Annotated in this window: 15 protein-coding genes; 4 read left to right on the plus strand and 11 right to left on the minus strand. The window is 67.8% G+C overall.

The annotated features are described in order from the left end of the window. Window positions 1-8 precede the first annotated feature (8 nt). From ACEN98_RS16375 to ACEN98_RS16395, 5 genes are all read right to left on the minus strand, one after another. Window positions 9-1,418, minus strand: a complete 1,410-nt coding sequence (locus tag ACEN98_RS16375; RefSeq protein WP_413385854.1) for a sulfatase — start codon at window positions 1,416-1,418, stop codon at window positions 9-11. 13 nt (window positions 1,419-1,431) lie between these two features. Further along, a complete protein-coding gene (locus ACEN98_RS16380; protein WP_413385855.1) occupies window positions 1,432-3,813 on the minus strand; it encodes a TonB-dependent receptor in 2,382 nt (793 codons plus the stop codon). A gap of 93 nt (window positions 3,814-3,906) precedes the next feature. Continuing rightward, window positions 3,907-5,346, minus strand: coding sequence for an arylsulfotransferase family protein (locus ACEN98_RS16385; RefSeq protein ID WP_413385856.1), 1,440 nt, complete (start codon window positions 5,344-5,346; stop codon window positions 3,907-3,909). A gap of 308 nt (window positions 5,347-5,654) precedes the next feature. After that, the gene (locus ACEN98_RS16390; RefSeq protein ID WP_413385857.1) at window positions 5,655-7,931 is read right to left on the minus strand and encodes an ATP-binding protein; all 2,277 of its coding nucleotides are present in this window, start codon (window positions 7,929-7,931) and stop codon (window positions 5,655-5,657) included. Next, the gene (locus ACEN98_RS16395; protein WP_413385858.1) at window positions 7,928-10,216 is read right to left on the minus strand and encodes an ATP-binding protein; all 2,289 of its coding nucleotides are present in this window, start codon (window positions 10,214-10,216) and stop codon (window positions 7,928-7,930) included. The genes ACEN98_RS16390 and ACEN98_RS16395 overlap by 4 nt, the downstream gene beginning before the upstream one ends. Window positions 10,217-10,523: 307 nt before the next feature. Between ACEN98_RS16395 and ACEN98_RS16400 the strand changes: the two genes are divergently transcribed. Both ACEN98_RS16400 and ACEN98_RS16405 read left to right on the plus strand, forming a co-directional pair. Further along, window positions 10,524-11,570, plus strand: coding sequence for a hypothetical protein (locus ACEN98_RS16400; RefSeq protein ID WP_413385859.1), 1,047 nt, complete (start codon window positions 10,524-10,526; stop codon window positions 11,568-11,570). Between the two features lie 10 nt (window positions 11,571-11,580). After that, entirely contained in the window at window positions 11,581-11,988 is a 408-nt protein-coding gene (locus ACEN98_RS16405) for a hypothetical protein (protein WP_413385860.1), read from the plus strand. A gap of 15 nt (window positions 11,989-12,003) precedes the next feature. Here ACEN98_RS16405 and pcaD read toward each other — a convergent pair whose 3' ends face one another. The 4 genes from pcaD to pcaH all read right to left on the minus strand — a co-directional run bounded on the left by pcaD (window position 12,004) and on the right by pcaH (window position 15,998). Then, a complete protein-coding gene (pcaD, locus tag ACEN98_RS16410; protein WP_413385861.1) occupies window positions 12,004-13,266 on the minus strand; it encodes a 3-oxoadipate enol-lactonase in 1,263 nt (420 codons plus the stop codon). Then, on the minus strand, window positions 13,263-14,624 hold the full coding sequence (locus ACEN98_RS16415; protein WP_413385862.1) for a lyase family protein: 1,362 nt from the start codon (window positions 14,622-14,624) through the stop codon (window positions 13,263-13,265). The genes pcaD and ACEN98_RS16415 overlap by 4 nt, the downstream gene beginning before the upstream one ends. A gap of 139 nt (window positions 14,625-14,763) precedes the next feature. Next, complete coding sequence (locus ACEN98_RS16420) at window positions 14,764-15,294, minus strand: protocatechuate 3,4-dioxygenase (protein ID WP_413385863.1); 531 nt, start codon at window positions 15,292-15,294, stop codon at window positions 14,764-14,766. Window positions 15,295-15,305: 11 nt separating this feature from the next. Next, window positions 15,306-15,998, minus strand: a complete 693-nt coding sequence (gene pcaH / locus ACEN98_RS16425; RefSeq protein WP_413385864.1) for a protocatechuate 3,4-dioxygenase subunit beta — start codon at window positions 15,996-15,998, stop codon at window positions 15,306-15,308. Between the two features lie 142 nt (window positions 15,999-16,140). Here pcaH and ACEN98_RS16430 point away from each other — a divergent pair, with 142 nt between their 5' ends. Next, on the plus strand, window positions 16,141-16,905 hold the full coding sequence (locus tag ACEN98_RS16430) for an IclR family transcriptional regulator C-terminal domain-containing protein (protein ID WP_413385865.1): 765 nt from the start codon (window positions 16,141-16,143) through the stop codon (window positions 16,903-16,905). Here ACEN98_RS16430 and ACEN98_RS16435 read toward each other — a convergent pair. Beyond that, window positions 16,902-17,762 carry a helix-turn-helix domain-containing protein gene (locus tag ACEN98_RS16435; RefSeq protein WP_413385866.1) on the minus strand — a complete coding sequence of 287 codons (861 nt, stop codon included), beginning with the start codon at window positions 17,760-17,762 and terminating at the stop codon, window positions 16,902-16,904. The genes ACEN98_RS16430 and ACEN98_RS16435 overlap by 4 nt on opposite strands. Window positions 17,763-17,861: 99 nt before the next feature. Here ACEN98_RS16435 and ACEN98_RS16440 point away from each other — a divergent pair, with 99 nt between their 5' ends. Further along, entirely contained in the window at window positions 17,862-19,028 is a 1,167-nt protein-coding gene (locus ACEN98_RS16440; protein ID WP_413385867.1) for a 4-hydroxybenzoate 3-monooxygenase, read from the plus strand. A 3-nt stretch (window positions 19,029-19,031) separates the two neighbouring features. Here ACEN98_RS16440 and ACEN98_RS16445 read toward each other — a convergent pair whose 3' ends face one another. Further along, window positions 19,032-19,163 carry a hypothetical protein gene (locus ACEN98_RS16445; protein ID WP_413385868.1) on the minus strand — a complete coding sequence of 44 codons (132 nt, stop codon included), beginning with the start codon at window positions 19,161-19,163 and terminating at the stop codon, window positions 19,032-19,034. Window positions 19,164-19,167 lie beyond the last annotated feature (4 nt).

Consider the following 19,167-nt stretch of genomic DNA (forward strand, 5'->3'; position numbering starts at 1 on the left):
TTTTCAGATCAGTCCGAACCGTCCGCGTGGTAGTGGTCGGCCTGCACCTTCCCGTTCACGCCGTGCGTGCGCACGTCCGGCGTGATCGGCAGCATGCTCGCGTTCCAGCTCTCCCATTCTCCCTTCAGCTTGTCGAATACGTCCGGATGACGCTGCGCCAGGTTGGCGCGTTCGCGCTGGTCCACGCTCACGTCGAACAGGAAGTCGTTGCCGTTGAGGCGCAGGTATTTCCAGTTGCCCGAGCGGACGGCGCGCTGGGCGTTCGCCTTGTAGCGCCAGAACAGCGTCCGCTCGCCGGGCGCGCGCTGGCCCGTCAGCACGGGCAGCAGATCCTGGCCGTCGGGCGGGTAGGCCGGATCGGGCGCGCCGCCGGCCGCGGCGAGCAGCGTGGGCAGCCAGTCCATGCTGATCGCGACCTGGTCCGTCGTCTTGCCGGCGCCAAGGCGGCGCGGCCAGCGCACGATCGCGGGCACGCGGATGCCGCCTTCCAGCAGTTCCGTCTTCTGGCCGCTGAACGGCCACGTCTTCGAGAAGCGCTCGCCGCCATTGTCGCTCGTGAAGATGACGATCGTGTCGTCGGCAAGGCCCTTGTGCCGTAGCGCGTCGAGCACGCGACCGATCGCGGTGTCGAGCCCCGTCACCATCTTGCCGTACGTGACCAGGTCGCCGCCGTCGTAGTGGAAGATGTTGCCGATGTCGCGCGACACGGCTTCGTCGCCCGGACCTTCCCACGGCCAGTGCGGCGCCGTGAAGTGCAGCGACAGGAAGAACGGCTGCTTGCCATCCTGTTGGCCGATGTATTCCGTGGCGCGCTCCGCGAGCAGGTCGGTGTAATAGCCGACCTTGTGCACCGGGACTTCACCTTCGTACAGGTCTTCCGGCACCTCGGGGCCGACGCCCGGCTTGTGCGTGAAGTAGTCGATGGCGCCGCCGTAGTTGCCGAAGAAGACGTCGTAGCCGCTCTTGAGGGGGCCGAACACGGGCAGGTAGCCCAGGTGCCACTTGCCGAACAGCGCGGTGCGGTAGCCCGCCTTCTTCAGCAGCGACGGCAGCGTGGGGTGCTGCGGCGGCAGGCCGATGGTCTTCGACGCTCCGGCGATCGGCTCTTCCAGCCCGCCGCGCAGGCGGTACTGGTAGCGGCCCGTGATCAGGCCGAAACGCGTGGCGGAGCACACGGCGGAATTGGCGTAGGCCTGCGTGAAGCGCACGCCCTGCGCGGCCAGGCGGTCGAGGTTCGGCGTGGCGAAATCCGTGTTGCCGTAGACGCCCAGGTCGGCGTAACCCAGGTCGTCCGCGAGGATGAAGACGATGTTCGGCTGCCGGTCCTTGCGGTCGGCCGCGAACAGTGCCTGCGGGGCGAGGGCGAGGGCGGGGAGGCCCTTGATGACGGCGCGGCGTTTCTGGTCGGTTTTGCTCATGATGGTTCCTTGCTTAGAAATCGAGACGGGCCGTCGCGCCGATCGTGCGCGGCGTGCCGATGACGGCGTTGTACGAACCGAACGTGCCGTTCCACATGCTCGTGTAGTACTGGCGGTCGAACAGGTTGCGGGCCCACAGCTGCACGTCCCACGCGTGCTCGCCGTTCGAGCGCACGCCAGCGGACAGGTTGGCGAGGCCGTACGCCGGGATGCGCGAATACTTCGACGCGTCCAGCGTGCCGTAGGTCGACGAGCGGTACGACACGTTGCCGTTCACATAGGCGCGCCACACGTCATCCAGCGGAAGCTCCCAGCGCGCGCCCACGTTCGCGGTGCGGCGCGGCGCGTTGACGAGGGCGTCGCGGCCGGACAAATCGCACGACACGGCATTCACTTCCGGTGCGCACGGCGCATTCTTGTACGTCAGGTAGCGCGGGTCGTTGAACGACACGTTCGCCTGGATGTGCAGGGTACGGACGGGAATCGCGAGGGCCTCGAACTCGATGCCGCGGGTGCGCACGTCGCCGGCGTTCGTCAGGTACGACGTCCGTGTCGCCGGGTCGTAGGCATTGCTCTGGTAGCCGTGGACGACGGTCGCGAACAGGTTCGCGTTCAGCTGCAGGCGACGGTTCAGCAGCGTGCTTTTCACACCCAGTTCGGCCGCGTTGGCGCGTTCGGCGCCGACCAGCAGCGACGCCGCGCCGGCCGCGCCGGGCACCTGCAGGTTGATGCCGCCGGACTTCTCGCCGTGCGACAGGCTGGCGTACAACAGGACGTCGTCCCACGCTTTGTAGCCGGCCGAGAGCAGCGCGCTGGGGCTGGACTGGTGCAGCGCCAGCGGACCGGAATCGTAGGCGCCGTAGCGCGCGTTGCGCACGGTGAGGGCAGGGCCGGAGACCGTCGGGCCGACGGGCGCGTACCGGATCACGCGCACGCGCTTGTCCTCGTACGTGCCGCGCAGGCCGGCCGTCAGGTCCCAGCGGTCGGTCGCATGCCACGTGGCCTGGCCGAACAGCGCGTAGCTGTTCACGCGCAGCGTGCCCGGCGAGTTGCTGGTGACGTCGTTCCACGCGCCGGCCGGATTGCCGTTGAAGCGGTCGGCGAGGGGACCGTTGACGGCGAACGCGTTGTTCGCCAGCTCCTGGTAGTAATAGTAGGCACCGGCGACCGTGTCGACCGCGCCCGGGCTGCTTCCCCAGCGCAGCTCCTGCGTGAACTGGCGGTGCTTCGCGGACTGGCCCACGTTCAGGGTCACCGGCACGTCGAGGCCGTCGTCGTTGTGCGGCACGAAGTTCCAGGTGCGCCACGCGCTGATCGAGGTGATGCGGCCGGCGTTGGCGAGGTTCCAGTTGGCTTCCGCCGATACGCCGCCCTGGTGCACGTTCACGTGCGAGCCGTTGTCGAGGGTGACCGCGCGATCTTCCGGATCCGTGACAGGATGCCCGCCGACGAGGGCCGCCTGCGCGAGATACTTGCCCGTCGCGCCGGCGTTATAAAAAATCAGCGTGCCGTTGTTCGAGTCTTCCTCGTTGTAGTCGGCGATGACGCGCAGGCTGAAGTCCTTGCCTGGTTCATACAGGGCCTGTGCGCGCAGGCCCTGGCGCAGGCCGCCCTGCACGCGGGAGCCGTTGTAGCGGTTGCGGATATAGCCGTCGTCCTGCGTGCGGTACACGGACAGGCGCGCCGCCAGGGCGTCCGTCACGGGACGGTTCAGCACCAGCTTGCCCTGCACGTAGCCATAGGTGCCGGCCGAGAGTTCCGCCTGCGATTCGACGTCGTGCGTTGGCTTGCGCGACGAGATGTTCACGACGCCTGCCGTCGTGTTCTTGCCGAACAGCGTGCCCTGCGGACCGCGCAGCAGTTCCAGCTGTTCGATGTCGAGCGCGTCGAACGCCGCCATGCCGGGGCGGGCGAGGTAGACGTTGTCGAGGTACAGGCCCACGCTGCCTTCCAGGCCGTCGCTGGCGGGGTTGTTGCCGAGCCCACGCACCGCAAAGCTCATCTGGCGGGCGTGGACGTAGTTGATCGTCGTGCTGGGCAGCAGTTGCTGCAGGTCCTGGGCGCGGTAGACGCGGTTCGCTTCCAGCTCGTCGCCGTTCAGAACCGTCATCGGCGTCGGCACGCTCTGCGCGCTTTCGACGCGGCGGCGGGTGGAGACGAGCACCGTCTGGATCGTGTCGGACAGCGGTTGCGTGGCGGCGGGATCGGGGCCCGCATCGGCGGCGGCGACGAGCACCGGCGCGACGGCGGCATTCGGCCCCGGGTTTGGTCCCGATTCCTGCGCCCACACGCATCCGGCGCACATCATCATGGCCGCCGCCGCGATGGTGGTGCGTGAAACGGCCGGCGCCCCGTGGCGCCTGGTCTTGTGCTGAGCTGCGGATGCGTAAAACACGTGGTTCTCCTTGAACGTCATGAAAATCGGGATGAGCGAAGCCGCTGCGGCGCGCGGGGAACGCGGCGCAGGCGTTACAAAAAAAGAAAGGGGTTAGCGCGTGCTGGCGACGGTGTCGAGCGGACGCTCACTGCGCGGCGTACCGGCTGGCACCCAGTCGTACGGCACCGGCTGGGCGCGATAGACCCAGTTCGTGCGCACCGTGCGTCCGCTGCCGCCGACGGCCGAGTCGCCATAGAACGGGCTGACGTACTCCCACACGATCTCGCCCTGCGGCGTGACCTGGAAGATGCGGCCGTTCATGCCTTCGTCGATGAGGGTGTTCCCGTTCGGCAGGCGGCGCGCGCTGCTGATGAAGGCGCTGTAGAAGCTCCACTGCGTCTGCTTCGAGTCCACCGCGGTGTACTCCCACACGATTTCTTGCTTGACCGGGTCGATCTCCAGCACGCGCGAGTGCGGGAAGATGCCGGGGCTGACGATCGGGTAGCCGGCCTCGCCCTGGTTGTCGAACACGAGCAGGTTGCCGGCGCCGGGCAGGCCGGGCGCGATCAGGTGCGGGTCGTGCTGGCCGATCAGCTGGTCGACGGGCCGCGGCAGCTTGCCGCCCGTCGGCGCGAAATCGGGGCCGAGGCGCCACACGACCTTGCCGGTCTTCCTGTCGATGATGGCGACGATGTTCGCCTGGCGCGAACTGATGATCACGTTGTCCGGCGCGAAGCGCGCGTCGCCGCCGTCGAACCATTTGTTCGGGCCCAGCGCGCGAGCGCTGTTCGTGTGCAGGTAGTCGACCGCTTTGGCGCCTTCGCGCGGCGCGGAGTTGCGCACCTGGTCGAGCGCGGCTTTCGAGAAGCCGAATTCGTCGAGGTGGTCGGACGCCGTCCAGCGCCACACGATCTTCCCTTGCGGGTCGACTTCGTACAGCACGTCGTCCAGCACGCGCGGCGCCTTGAAACCCTTCACGTCATGCACGAGGTTCGCCAGCACGAGCGTGTTGCCGTTGGACAGACGCTCCCAGTCGTGGTGCTGCTTCGCCGCGCCGCCCGCACTTGGGCTGACGTCGGCATTCGTGTTCGTGTCGGCGCCGCCGTATGCCGTCTGCGCGGCCGCGCCCCAGCGCCAGACGACCTTGCCGTCCCAATCCAGCTCGCCGATCGCGGCATTGCCGAGGCCATTGCCCGCGGTCTGCACGCCCGGCAGCTGCGCCAGTTGCAGCAACACGCGGCCGCGCGCGCCGCCGGCTTTGGACGGTTCCACCAGCACGGGCGGAAAGCCTTCCTGCGCCCACTGGTGGACCTCGTTGCCGTTCATGTCGATCAAATGCGTCTTCTTGTCCTGGCCCGAGAACAGCACGTAGCCGTTCCACGCCTTCTGCGGTTCGTAGCGGGTGACGCCCGTCGGGAACACGCTGGGCGCCGCGAAGGCGGCCGCCACCGGCAGCATGCACAGGGCCAGCAGGGCGCACGTTTGCAGGCGGCGTGCCTGTTGCTGTCGTCGTTGGAGGCGGGCCAGGCGGCGCTTGGTGTTGGCGGTCATGACGTCCCTTTCGTTATGGATGAGTCGAAACATCTTACGAAGGGAAGGCCGGATGCAGAACGAATATGTTGACATATCCATATCCCGGCGAGCGTTCTAACGATATGCGGTTTTTGTAGCAGTCCGCTGCCGCGGAGCCAACAACCCGGTGCATAAGGTTCTGTTCGCGTTAAGTCGGCGAACTCGAATCCCCGCTGTCGGTGAAGCCCCGTGCGAGGTCAGTACGATCAGCACGTTCATGATCTTATCCCTTGCTTAAGGGATACAGCAGGTGTCGGGTTGGGCGCGTTCATGCGCACACGGCAACCCTACACCGACCGGTCGTCCAGTACTTTTTCGGAATTGTTCCGGAAGCGCGCCACGAACGCGACCAGTTGCTTCGAATGGTAGCCCTGCGCCAGCGTGTCCAGGCGGTTCGCGAACGGCGCATAGGCCGGATCGAGCCCGCGCAGGTAGGCGGCCCGTTCGCGGATCTTGCGCATGTTGCCGATCTGTGCCAGCTGCCACAGCGTCTCGATCTCGTCGGCCGGCGGGACGGCCAGCGCGGCATCCTCGCCGCCCTCGGGCGCCGGCAGTCCGGTGGTCCATTTCAGCGCCAGGAGCGTACCGATGGTCCGCAGCAGGAGCTCGTGGTCGACCGGCTTGGCGAGGAAGGCGCTGGCGCCGGCGTCGCGGCTCTTGCGTTCGTCGTCCGGGCTGGCGCTGGCCGTCACGGCAATGATCGGCACGTCGCCCCAGCCCGGCATGTGACGGATCTGACGCGTCGTCTCGTTCCCGTCCATCGCCGGCATCATGACGTCCATCAGGATCAGGTCCGGCTTGAAGCTGTCGAGCAGGACCAGGCTTTCGAGTCCGGTCGATGCCGCGGCGACGATGAAGCCGGTGTCCTGTAGCAGGTCCAGCAGCATGGCGCGGTTCTGCGGCACGTCGTCCACGACCAGCAGCCGCCTGCGCTCGCCCTCGTAGCCCACCAGGGCCTCGTGCGGTGCCGCGGCGGCCGGAGAGGCGGCGGCCACGGGCACGTCGATCTCGAACGAGAACGTGCTGCCTTTGCCGGGCGCGCTGGCGACGGCTATCCTGCCGCCCATGAGCTGCACCAGTTGCTGGCTGATGGCCAGGCCCAGGCCCGTGCCGCCTTCGCGCCGCTGCGCCGTCGCCACCTGTTCGAAGGGCTGGAAGATGCGCGCCAGCTGCTGGGCGTTCATGCCGATGCCGCTGTCGGCCACCTCGAAGCGCAGCGGCGCCAGGTCCGGTGCACCGGACGGCGCGCCCGGCAGCACCCGCAGCGCGACCTTGCCGTGATCGGTGAATTTCACCGCATTGCCCAGCAGGTTGAGCAGCACCTGGCGCAAGCGCGTCTCGTCGACCGTCACCGCGGCCGGCAGGCCGGGCGCGAGCTCGCAGTTGAACGCCAGGCCCTTCTCCTCGGCCTTCACGCGCATGATGTTCGCCAGCACCTGGAGAAACGTGTCGAGATGGACGGCGCCCGGGTGCAGCACCATCTTGCCGGCTTCGACCCGCGCGAGGTCGAGGATGTCGTTGATCAGCGTGAGCAGATGCTGGCCGCTCTCGCGGATGGTCGCCAGGCCGGCCGATTGGCGTTCGGTGAGGTCGTGGCAATCGCGTCCCAGCAGCTGGGCGTAGCCGATGATGGCGTTGAGCGGCGTGCGCAATTCGTGGCTCATCTGCGCGAGGAACTGGCTGCGCTGGCGCGCCAGTGCGACGGCCTCCGCCAGCGCGGTCTCGCGCGCGGCCGCGGCTTCCTTGCGCTCCCGGTCGATGGCGGCCAGCTGCTCGAGGCGCGTCCTGCTGGCCTGCATGCCGGACCGGAAGTGCAGCAGGCCGAGCGACAGCCCGAGCATGCCGCAGCCCGTCCATGCGGCCATCAGCCAGCCGAGCAGCGTCGTCCTGGAGATCCATTTCCCGCGAAATTCGATCCTGCGGACTTCGACCGTAATGGTGTGGCCGGCGGCGCTGGCGTCGTCGGCCTGCAGTTCCACGGTCGTGACGTGGTCGAGCCGGACAAAGCTCTTCGATAGCGGGATCCGGCGCGCGAAGTGCCACCAGTCGGCGGTGCGCAAGGCATGCAGCGGGATCGTGACTTCGGACTGGGCCGGAATATCGATCAGCGCCTCGTTGAAGCGCTGCGCATCCCACTGGCCCGGCACGTAGAATTCCGGTTCGAAATTCAGCAGGTGAAGCTTGACGACATGCCGGCCGTGGCCCGTATAGCGCACGTCGAGCGTGACCGTGTCGTAGCGGGACAGGTCGATGCCCTGGTCCGGGGCGCCCAGCCGGAACCGGATGGCGCAATTCGGATACCTGGCCGCCTTCCCCATCTTGCAACGCAGGATGTAGGCATCCTTCGTGACGGCCAGCGACGCGACCGAATTGCCCGGCGCGGGGTTCCCGCGCGGCAGGACGCGATCGTCGGTCACCGTGGCGTCATACGGATGCTGCGGGGAGATCTCGAGGGTGCGCGTCATGCCATAGTGCTGCCAGGCCAGCAGGACCGGGGTCGCCAGCACCAGGAGGATGACCAGGGCGTAACCGATCCTGGTCGCACGGGAGAGCCACTGGATCATGTTCGCATCGACTGGAAATCGTCCTGCCGGCGGGCCGCGTCCCCGGTCCGGAAGCGCGCCACGAAGGCCGCCAGCTGTTTCGAATGGTAGCCCTGCGCCAGCGTGTCCAGGCGGTTCGCGAACGGCGCATAGGCCGGATCGAGCCCGCGCAGGTAGGCGGCCCGTTCGCGGATCTCGCGCATGCTGCCGATCTGCGCCAGCTGCCACAGCGCCTCGATCTCGTCGGCCGGCGGGACGGTCAGCGCGGCGTCGTCGCCGGCCTCGGGCGCCGGGTGGCCGGCGATCCACTGCAGCGCCAGCAGCCTGCCGATGGTGCGCAGCAGGAGGTCGTGGTCGACCGGCTTGGCGATCAGGGCGTCGGCACCGGCGTCGCGGCTCTTGCGTTCGTCGTCCGGGCTGGCGCTGGCCGTCACCGCGATGATCGGGACGTTGCCCCAGCCCGGCATGTGACGGATCTGCCGCGTCGTTTCGTTCCCGTCCATCACCGGCATCATGACGTCCATCAGGATCAGGTCCGGCTTGAAGCTGTCCAGCAGCACCAGGCATTCGAGGCCGTTCGCCGCGGCGGCGACGAGGAAGCCGGTCTCCTGCAGCAGGTCCTGCAGCATCGCGCGGTTCTGCGGCACGTCGTCCACGACCAGCACCCGCTTGCGCTCGCCCTCGTAGCCGATCACGGTGTCGTGCGGCGCCACGACCACCGGCGCGGCGGCGGCCACCGGCACGTCGATCTCGAACGAGAACGTGCTGCCCTTGCCGGGCGCGCTGACCACGTCGATATGGCCGCCCATGAGCTGCACCAGTTGCTGGCTGATGGCCAAGCCCAGGCCCGTGCCGCCTTCGCGCCGCTGCGCGGCCGCCACCTGTTCGAACGGCTGGAAGATGCGTCCGAGCTGTTGCGTGTCCATGCCGATGCCGCTGTCGGCCACCTCGAAGCGCAGCCGCGCGCTGTCCGGCGCACTGGACGGCGCGGCCGGCAGCACCCGCAGCGACACCTTGCCGGTGTCGGTGAATTTCACGGCATTGCCCAGCAGGTTGAGCAGTACCTGGCGCAACCGCGTCTCGTCGATCGTCACCGCGGCCGGCAGGCCGGGTGCGAGCTCGTAGCTGAATCCCAGGCCTTTCTCTTCCGCCTTGACGCGCATGATGTTCGCCAGCACTTGCAGGAACGTCTCGAGATGGACGGCGGCCGGATGCAGCACCATCTTGCCGGCTTCGACCCGCGCGAGGTCGAGGATGTCGTTGATGAGCGTAAGCAGATGCTGGCCGCTCTCGTGGATCGTGGCCAGGCCCGAGGCCAGCCGTTCGGACAGGTGGTCGCGGTCGCGTCCCAGCAAGTCGGCATAGCCGATGATGGCGTTGAGCGGCGTGCGCAATTCGTGGCTCATCTGCGCGAGGAACTGGCTGCGCTGGCGCGCCAGCGCGACGGCCTCCGCCAGCGCCGTCTCGCGGGCCGCTTCGGCTTCCTTGCGCTCGCGGTCGATGGCGGCCAGTTGCTCCACGCGTGTCTTGTTGGCCCGCAGGCCGGACCGGTAGTGCAGCAGACCCAGCGACAAGCCGATGACGCCGCACACGATCCACACGAATACCAGCCAAGTCATCAGCGTCGCCCGCGAGATCCATTTGCCGCGGAACTCGATCTTCCGCAGCTCGACCGTGACGACTTGTCCCGTGTCCTGATAATTGTCCGTCGCCAATTCCACGGTCGTGACGTGGTCGAGGCGGACATAGCTTTTCGACAGCGGGATCTGGCGCGAGAAGTGCCACCAGTCGGCGGTGCGCACGGCATTCATCGGCGCCGTGAATTCTGGCTGGGCGGGTACGTTGATCAGCAGTTCGTTGAACCGCTGCGAATTCCAGTCCTCCAGCGTGGAAAACTCCGGTTCGAAGTTCATCAGGTGGAGCTTGAGGACGTGCCAGCCCCGGCCCGTATAGCGCAGGTCGAACGCGATCGTGTCGTAGCCGGACATGTCGATGCCCTGGACCGGGTCGCCCATCTGGAATTGCAGCTTGCAGAACGGGTAGGTCGCGGCGGCGCCCAGATAGCAGCGCATGACGAACGCATCCTTCGTGACGGTCAGCGACGCGACCGAATTGCCGTTCGCGCTGTTGCCGCGCGTGTTGTCGCGGTCGTCCGTCACCCTGGCGCCATGCGGATGCTGCGGGGAGATCTCGAGGGTGCGCGTCATCCCGAAATGCTGCCAGACCAGCAGGATGGCTGTCGCCACCACCAGGAGAATGACCAGGACGTAACCGATCCTGGTCGAACGGGAGAGCCACTGAGTCATGTGCGTACCGATTCGAAATCGGACGGGAATGACTCAGTATAGTGCGACGTTATATCTTTGCAACATGTTGACGAATGTCGTTGTCGCGCGCGCGCCGACCTGACCAAATGTGTATTGAGCGCAACGTTCTGTGATCAATCCTTTAAGCATTTAACGTGTTTGCAGTGGAATGATATTTGCCATACAGAAATATGTCGTCAGCATACATCCCGCTACGCGACCTCATCCGCGAGCACGATCCGGTCCTCCCGGCCACCCTCGGGCGCACGCATCGGATATCAACCCAGCAATAACATTCCCAATCATCATGAAAAGCAAACACTTTGCAACCCTGCTGCTCGTGCCGGCGGTCTTGTCGACCGCCCATGCGCAGAACGGCGAGACCTCGCCGGTCCGTGTCAGCGGCTTCGGCACCGGCGCCCTGACGTGGACGGACACCAACGACGCGCAATTCGCGCGCGCCAACCAGGCCAGCGGTGCCGGCACGTCCCCGCGCACGGGCGTGGATTCCAACCTGGGCATCCAGGTCGACGCGAACATCAACGACTGGCTGTCGCTCACGGGCCAGGGGCTGGTGCGGAAATTCGGCGAAGACGACTACGGCGCCGATGCGACGCTCGCCTTCGCCAAATTCAGGCTGTCCGACACGCTGAACGTGCGCGTCGGCCGCGTGCCGCTGGCCATCTTCATGGTCTCGGACTATCGCAACGTGGGCTATGCCAACACGATGGTGCGGCCGTCGCTGGAGGTGTATTCGCAGGTGCCGATGGACAGCCTCGACGGCGCCGACCTGAGCTGGCAGCAGAACATCGGCCCGGCCACGCTGACCACGCAACTCGCGTACGGCGATTCCTCCATCACGATGGCGGGCGGCGACGGCAAGGCCAAGGTCACGAACGGCAGCGTCGTGAACGTCATCTACGAACAGGGGCCGTTCACGCTGCGTGTCGGCCGCAACGACGGCAAACTGACGCTCGACCAGGGTTTCTTCCATTTGCCGAAGACCAGGGTGTCGTTCACGGCCGTCGGCTTCGCCATGGATGCGAACAACGTCGTCGTGCAGTCGGAATACACGCAGGCACGCGGCGTCGGCGAAGGCAGCGACGGCTGGTATGCGATGGGCGGCTACCGGTTCGGCAAACTGTTGCCGTACTACAGCCACGGCAAGCAGACCGGCGCATCCGCGCAGAAGACCGACAGCGTCGGCCTGCGCTGGGACGCGTTCCGCTCGGCCGACATCAAGTTCCAGGTCGACCGCGTAGATCCGGAAGGTCCCGGCCTGTTCATCCAGCCCAGGCGCGGCTTCCGTGGCCCCGTCACCGTCGGCACGGTTGCCGTCGACTTCGTTTTCTGAGGAGACCGCAATGAACCAGATGATCCGTTCCTTCGTTCTCGCCGCCGTCCTCGGGACCGCCCTGCCGGCCATGGCCGAAGTCGTCGTCGTCGTGAACCCGTCCGCGCCGCAAGCGTCGATGACCAGGGATGAAGTCGCACAGTACTTCCTCGGCAAATCCACGGCCCTGGCGCCGGTCGACCAGCCGGAAAGCGCGCCGATCCGCGCGGAGTTCTACAAGAAGGTCGCCGACAAGGACATGTCGCAGGTGAAGGCGCTGTGGTCCAAGCTCGTCTTCACCGGCAAGGCGACGATGCCGAAGGAAGTCGGCGGCAGCGCCGACGTCAGGAGGGCCGTGGCCGCGAACCCGAAGGCCATCGGCTACATGGAGAAAAGCGCCGTCGACGCGACCGTGAAGGTCATCTACACGGCGCCTTGAAGCTCACCTGCGACATCACAGACAGTCGACGAACGCGGTGACGGCGGCGGCGAACGCGCCCGCCTGTTCGATGGCACCCAGGTGCGATGCTCCGGTCAGCACCTGCAGGCGCGCATCGGGAATGCCGTCCGCCAGCGTGCGTGCCATCCCGACGGGCGTGCGCTGGTCCAGTTCACCGGCCAGCACGAGCGTCGGCACGGCGATCTGCCCGAGGCGCGCCGTCGTGTCGACGCCGCCCACGGCCGCGCAGCAGCCGATATAGCCCTGGACATCCGTCGTGACGAGGCGCTGGCGGAACCTTGCGACCGTTGCAGGATGGGCCGAACGGAAGCCTTCGTGGAAGTAGCGGCCCATCACGGCGTCCGCGATGGCGTCGATCCCGCGTTCCTGCACGGTCGCGATGCGCTGGCGCCAGAGGTCGCGCGCCGCGTCCGGATAGCCCGACGTCGTATGCGCCAGCACGAGCGCGCCGACGAGCGACGGGTGGCGCAGCGCCAGCTCCTGGCCCGCCATGCCGCCCATCGACAGGCCGATCCACACGACCGGACCCGTGTCCAGTTCGCGCAGCAGGCGCGCCGCGTCGTCCGCGAGGTCGGCCATCGAATACGCACCCGCCGGCGCGTCGGAACTGCCGTGGCCGCGGTGGTCGTAGGCGATGACGCGGCAGTCGGCGGCCAGCCGGTTGGCCAGCGCGTCCCACATCGTCAGGTCGCAGCCGAGCGCGTGGCTCAGCACGACCGTGTGCCGGGGGCGCCTGCCGTTGCGCGGCGCGCGCACGCTGTAGTGCAGGGCGGGGCGGCTGTCCGTGCGGCCTTCGCGGCCGACGCCGGGGTGCACGCTCTCCAGCGGCGCTGCCGGTTCCAGCAAATAGCCGATCTGCGGACCGACGTCGCGCAGGATCGCCGCCGCATGGGCGAACGCCGTGTTCGCGGCGGGCACGCCGGCATAGATCGCGGACTGCATCAGCACTTCCTTCAACTCGTCGGGCGTCAATCGGCTGTCGGCATCGCCCAGCAGCGCGGCGCGCACGTGCAGCTCGTATTCCTCCCAGCGGCCGAGCGCGATGGTGATGGCGAGGACGATCGTGCGGCGGGTCTTGCGCGGCAGGCCGGGACGGTCCCAGATGTCGTGCCACGCATAACGGGTGATGAAATTCTGGAAGTCGGCGGTGAAGGTGTTGGCGTTCGCGAGCGAACGCTCGACCCAGGCGTCGCCGAGGACGGCGCGGCGCTGGTCCAGGCCGCGCAGCAGGTCGTGGTCGAGGGGATCGAAGCTCATGCTATATCTTTCCTGAGTGCGGCCAGGCGTTCGCGCGCGAGGCGTTGGGCGGGTTCGATGGCGGCGACCGGGTCGAACAGGGCGTCGAGCTCATTGATATCGAGTGAGCCGAGCGCCGGATCGGCGGCGATGTCGTCGCGTGCCACGTCGCGCAGGTGGCGGCCATCCGCGACGGCCGTCTGGGTCATCTTCTCGACGGCCGCATGCGCGGCGGGACGGCCGATCGCGCCCGCGAGCCGGATCGACAGCGCTTCGGCGGCGACGAGGCCCCGCAGCGCGTCGATGTTGGCGCGCATGCGGGCCGTGTCCACCGTGAGGTCGGCAAAGGCATCGTTCAGCGCCCGCAGCGCGCCGTGGGCGGACAGGAACAGCGTGGGCCACTCGGCCAGTTCCGCCTGCCAGTTGCCGAGGCCGCGCTCGTGCTGCTGGCCCATGGCGGCGAGGAGCGTCGCGGCATGCTGCGGCGTGCGCGTGGCGGCGGCCAGCGCGATCATCGACGACACCGGGTTGCGCTTGTGCGGCATCGCCGACGAGCCGCCGCGCCCGCCGCCCGACGGTTCCGCCAGTTCTCCCACTTCGCCCTGCGCCATCAGCGCGAGGTCCGCCGCGATCTTGCCGAGGCTGCCGGTCAGCAGCGCGACCTCCAGGCCGAGCCGTACCCATTCGTCGCGCTGTGTGTGCCATGTCGCGGCCGGCGTCTTCAGGTCCAGCGCCTGCGCCATGCGGTGCGCGACGGCGGGACCGCGTTCGCCCATCACGGCCAGCGTGCCGACGGCGCCGCCCAGCTGCAGCTGCAGGGCGTCGCCCGCCGCCGCGCGCAGGCGCGCGCGGGCGCGCACGAGCGGCGCGAGCCCGCCCGCGCCCGTGAAGCCGAAGCCCGTCACCTGCGCGGGCTGCAGCAGCGTGCGCGCCAGCACGGGCGTCGCCAGGTGCGATTCGCCCAGCGCCAGCAGGCGGCGGCACAGCGCGGCGAGATCGGCGTCGAGCAGGCGCAGCGCGGTGCGCGTGACGAGCACCATGGCGCTGTCCTGCACGTCCTGGCTCGTGCTGCCCCAGTGGACGAGGGTCGACGCGTCCCTGTCCGTCCCGGCCACGAGGCGCGTCAGTTCCTTCACGAGCGGCACGGCCAGGGTGCCGGAGCGGCGGCCGGCCGTGACGAGGGCCGGGATGTCGAAGCGGTCCGCGCGGCACGCGGCGGCGATGGCTTGCGCGGCGGGGCGGGGCAGCAGGCCTTCGTCGGCCTGCGCGGCGGCCAGCGCCGCTTCGAAGTCGAGCATCGCCTGGATGAGGGCCGCGTCGTCGAACGCGGCGATCATATCCGGGGTGCTCAGCAGGGTGTCGAAGAGTGAAACGGCCATCGGTCTCCTCATGTTGGCCAGGTAAGTCGATACGTCGTCCCCGCGAAGGCGGGGACCCAATTGTGCTCGCTGCACGGCGGCGCATGCAAACCTGGGGCCCGGCAGTGCCGGGAACGACGGTTTCAGGGCGGCGGATTCGTCAAGCGTAGTCGAAGAACACCGTCTCTTTGTCGGTCTGCATCCAGATATCCCACCGATACGTGCCGTCGCCGTCCTTGCGCGCGATGAGCGTGCCGCGCCGTTCGGCCGGCACCTGCGCCAGGATAGCCGATTCCGCCAGCGTCGCGTCGTCTTCGAGGAACACGGCCGTGAACTGGTGCTTCGTGAGTCCGCGCGCGAACACGGTCACGTACGCGACCGGTTCGCCGGCCGGGCGCTCCGGCACCGACAGGCGCAGGCTGAATTCGCCCGCCGTGCCCGTCGGCGTGCGGCGGAAGCCCGGGATCTCCTGCGTGCTTTCCACGGCCGCGGCTTCCGGCAGCCACGCTTCGATCTGCGCGTCGTCGATCGGATTGCCGTCGCCGTCGTACAGGACGCCGTGCAGCACGATGGTCGGCGCGCTCGTCTCCAGGCGCCCGGCGGCGCAGAAGTCCACCGCCCACTGCCAGCCTTCGTGCGAGAACGGGCCGATGGTCTGCGAGGTCGTGATTTTGTAAGCGCTGTTGCTCATTGTGGTTCCTTTCAGAGTTCAAACGGCGTGGCGCCGCGGCCGCGCAGGACGATGTCGAATTCGTAGCCCAGCATCTCGTCGCCCACCGTGTGGTCGAGCGAGAAGCGCGACACCAGGCGCTGGCGCGCCGCGTCGTCGGGGATGCTGTTGAAGATCGGGTCGTACGGGAACAGCGGGTCGTTCGGGAAGTACATCTGCGTCACGAGGCGCTGGGCGTACACGTTGCCGAACAGCGAGAAGTGGATGTGCGCGGGGCGCCACGCCTTGTCGTGGTTCTTCCACGGGTACGGACCGGGTTTGATCGAGACGAACCGGTAGCGGCCGTCGTCGTCCGTCATCATCTTGCCGAAGCCGACGAAGTTCGGGTCGAGCGGCGCGTCGTGGTTGTCGCGCTGGTGCCAGTAGCGGCCCGCCGAATTGGCCTGCCACACCTCGATCAGCGAATTGCGCACCGGTTTGCCGTCCTCGTCGACGACGCGTCCCGTCACGACGATCTTTTCGCCCAGCGGGGCTTTCCCACCGCGGCGCGTCAGGTCGGCGTCGTGCGGCAGCAGGATGCGCGGGGCAGGGGCGATGTTGCGGCTGGTGGCGACCGGCGCATCGATGCGCAGCGCCGGCTGCCGCGGGCCGCGCTTGACGGTCGATTTATACGCGGGATGGATGAGCTCCGGCCACACGCCGGGTTGCACGTCGTCGAATTTCACGTTGTCTCCTGATGTCGGAAGGTTGTGCGAGCCGATCCATCGTAAAAAAACGACCGTCGCCCGACAAGACGGCCACGTCGTCCGGCTTCCGCTATTCGCACGCTTTGTGCGATAATCGCACAAATCCTTGAATTTCTATACGATGGACCAGCAACCCGCCAAACGCGACATGGTCGCGGGCCTCGACAAGGGCCTGCAAGTGATCGAGGCGTTCGACCAGGAGCGCTCGCGCCTGACGATCGCCGAGGTGGCCGAACGCACGGGCCTCACGCGCGCGGCCGCGCGGCGCTATCTGCTCACGCTGACCGCGCTGGGCTATATGCGGCACGAGAACAAGCAGTTCACGCTGACGCCCAAGATCCTGCGCCTCGGCCAGTCCTACCTGCATTCGGCGCGGCTGCCGCGCATCGCGCAACCGCTGCTGTACCGGCTCGCGTACGCGCTGGGCGAGGCGGCGTCCGTCGGGGTGCTGGACCACGATGATCTCGTGTGCGTGGCGGCTGTCAGCGCGGGCCAGCTGATTTCGGCGACCTTGCAGCCGGGCACGCGCGTGCCGGCGTACTGCACGGCGAACGGGCGCATGCTGCTCGCGAGCCTGCCCGAGGATCAGGCCGGGCGCTTCCTCGCGCGCGCGACGCCGGAGCCCATCACGTCGCACACGATCGTCGACCGCGCGCGGCTGGTCGAGGAGATCGCGCGGGCGCGCGAGCGGGGCTATGCGGTCGTCGACCAGGAACTGGAACTGGGCCTGCGCACGATCGCGGTGCCCGTCAGGAACTTCCGCGGCGACGTCGTGGCCGCAATGAACATCAGCGTGCACGCGGGCCGCATGAGCGTGGCGCAGATGGTCGAGCGCTGCCTGCCGACCCTCATCCAGTACCAGGTCGAGCTCAACGCCTTGCTCTAGCCGGCGCGCCGTTCGCGGTATGCCTTCGGCGTCATCCCCGCGTGCCGCTTGAAGGCGCGGCTGAAGTACGCGGGGTCCTGGAACCCCAGTTCGTAGGCGATGCTGGCCACGCTCGACGGCGCATAGGTCAGCTTGCGGCAGGCTTCCAGCATCAGGCGGTCCTGCACGATGTCGAACGCGGATTTGCCCGCCAGCTTCAGGCACAGGCGGTTCAGGCGGACGGGCGTCACGCGCAGCAGGTCGGCGTAGTGCGCGACTGGGGCGCCATCCTTGTAGTGCTGCTCGACGGCCGCGCGGAATGCCGCGAACAGGCGGAACTCGCCGTGCCCGGACATGCTCGCCGCACTCTGTTCCGCATGCGTGCGCGCCAGCAGCAACAGCACGCTGCGCGCCAGCCACTCCAGCATCAGCGCATTGCCATGCTGCGGCCAAGCCGCTTCCTCGACCATGTTGCGCAGCAGCGCCTCGATGCGCGCGCGCGGCTGGCGCGCCAGCGCGAGCGACAAGGGTTCCACGAACAGCGGCGCGAACAATTCGCCGTGGTGGTCCGGCGTGGCGAACAGCACGTTCTGGTCCACGGTCAGCACATAGCCCTGCGCCCCTTCCGCGAAGTCGAAGCCATGCACGACGGACGGGTGCACCGTGATCGCGACGGGTCCTTTACGTTCCCACACCGCTTCGTCGATCGCGGCGCGCACGCTCCCCTTCAGTAGAAAAAGTACCTGGAACAGGCCGGGGTGCGTATGGCGCTCGATGTGCCAGTCGTGCAGGCGGCTGCGCGTCTCGATCAGTTCGACGTGTACGGCTTCCGCGGGCGTCTGCTCGCCGTACAGGGCGAAGCGGGGAAATGTCGCCATGTCAAAAAAGTACAAGGAATCGATAACTTCATCCATTCTAAACGCGGCTGCGCGCCACTAGCATGGACGTCGACAAGAATTTTTTACAAGGAGACGAATATGCGTACCCAGGTCGCCATCATCGGCGCCGGCCCGGCCGGACTGTTGCTCTCTCACCTGCTGCACCTGCAGGGCATCGAATCGGTCGTGCTCGAAACCCGTACCCGCGACGAGATCGAATCGACGATCCGCGCCGGCGTGCTGGAGCAGGGCACGATGGACATCCTCAACGAGACGGGCGTCGGCGCCCGCATGCGCGCGGAGGGCGCGCTGCACCACGGCTTCGAACTCGCGTTCGACGGCCGCCGCCACCGCATCGACCTGACCGAATTGACGGGCAAGGCGATCACCGTCTACGCCCAGCACGAAGTCATCAAGGACCTCGTCGCCGCCCGCCTTGAGGCCGGCGCGCAGATGCTCTTCGGCGTGCGCGACGTGGCGCCGCACGGCGTCGACACGGACCGGCCGTACGTCACGTTCACGCGCGACGGGACGGAAGAACGCATCGAGGCCGATTTCATCGCCGGCTGCGACGGCTTCCACGGCGTGACGCGTCCCGCGCTGCCGCAGGACGGCCGCAACGATTACCAGCGCGTGTATCCGTTCGGCTGGTTCGGCATCCTCGTCGAGGCGCCGCCGTCGGCCCCGGAACTGATCTATGCGCGCCACGAGCGGGGCTTCGCCCTCGTCAGCACGCGCTCGCCGACGGTCCAGCGCATGTACTTCCAGTGCGACCCGAAGGACAACGTCGACAACTGGTCGGACGACCGCATCTGGGCCGAGCTGCATGCGCGCCTGGAAAACCGCGACGGCTGGCAGGTCACGGAAGGGAAGATCTTCCAGAAGAACATCGTCGCGATGCGCAGCTTCGTCTCGACGCCGATGCAGTCGGGCCGGTTGTTCCTGGCCGGCGACGCCGCCCACATCGTGCCGCCGACGGGCGCCAAGGGCATGAACCTCGCCGTGTCCGACGTGCGCCTGCTGGCGGCCGGCCTGGACGCGTTCTACCGCCGGGGCAGCACCGGACTGCTCGACCGGTACACGGACGACGCGCTGAAACGCATCTGGCGCGCCGAATACTTCTCGTGGTGGATGACCAGCATGCTGCACACGTTCGCGGACGCGTCGCCGTTCCAGCGCGAGGTGCAGCGCGCGGAGCTCGAGAACGTCGTGAACTCGCGCGCGCTGGCGACGGCGCTGGCGGAGAACTACGTAGGCGCGTTCTGACGACTAAGGCACCAGCTTCGACGCCCGCACCCACCGGGTGAAATGCTCGATCCGGATGCCGGCGCCGGTGCCCGTCGTGCGCATGCCGAAGCCGTAGTCGCCGGCGCCGTGGATAATCGGGGTGGAATGGCGCATCTCG

The sequence above is a fragment of the Massilia sp. CT11-137 genome (assembly GCF_047302885.1).
In the GTDB taxonomy this organism is placed as follows: Bacteria; Pseudomonadota; Gammaproteobacteria; order Burkholderiales; family Burkholderiaceae_D; genus Telluria; species Telluria orientalis.

What these genes read in the sequence shown, in the direction of transcription:
- ACEN98_RS16375 (WP_413385854.1), bottom strand. Translation starts at nt 1,418, where the DNA reads ATGAGCAAAACCGACCAGAAACGCCGCGCCGTCATCAAGGGCCTCCCC.
- ACEN98_RS16385 (WP_413385856.1), bottom strand. Translation starts at nt 5,346, where the DNA reads ATGACCGCCAACACCAAGCGCCGCCTGGCCCGCCTCCAACGACGACAG.
- ACEN98_RS16390 (WP_413385857.1), bottom strand. Translation starts at nt 7,931, where the DNA reads ATGATCCAGTGGCTCTCCCGTGCGACCAGGATCGGTTACGCCCTGGTC.
- ACEN98_RS16395 (WP_413385858.1), bottom strand. Translation starts at nt 10,216, where the DNA reads ATGACTCAGTGGCTCTCCCGTTCGACCAGGATCGGTTACGTCCTGGTC.
- ACEN98_RS16400 (WP_413385859.1), top strand. Translation starts at nt 10,524, where the DNA reads ATGAAAAGCAAACACTTTGCAACCCTGCTGCTCGTGCCGGCGGTCTTG.
- ACEN98_RS16405 (WP_413385860.1), top strand. Translation starts at nt 11,581, where the DNA reads ATGAACCAGATGATCCGTTCCTTCGTTCTCGCCGCCGTCCTCGGGACC.
- pcaD (WP_413385861.1), bottom strand. Translation starts at nt 13,266, where the DNA reads ATGAGCTTCGATCCCCTCGACCACGACCTGCTGCGCGGCCTGGACCAG.
- ACEN98_RS16415 (WP_413385862.1), bottom strand. Translation starts at nt 14,624, where the DNA reads ATGGCCGTTTCACTCTTCGACACCCTGCTGAGCACCCCGGATATGATC.
- ACEN98_RS16420 (WP_413385863.1), bottom strand. Translation starts at nt 15,294, where the DNA reads ATGAGCAACAGCGCTTACAAAATCACGACCTCGCAGACCATCGGCCCG.
- ACEN98_RS16430 (WP_413385865.1), top strand. Translation starts at nt 16,141, where the DNA reads ATGGACCAGCAACCCGCCAAACGCGACATGGTCGCGGGCCTCGACAAG.
- ACEN98_RS16435 (WP_413385866.1), bottom strand. Translation starts at nt 17,762, where the DNA reads ATGGCGACATTTCCCCGCTTCGCCCTGTACGGCGAGCAGACGCCCGCG.
- ACEN98_RS16440 (WP_413385867.1), top strand. Translation starts at nt 17,862, where the DNA reads ATGCGTACCCAGGTCGCCATCATCGGCGCCGGCCCGGCCGGACTGTTG.
- ACEN98_RS16445 (WP_413385868.1), bottom strand. Translation starts at nt 19,163, where the DNA reads ATGCGCCATTCCACCCCGATTATCCACGGCGCCGGCGACTACGGCTTC.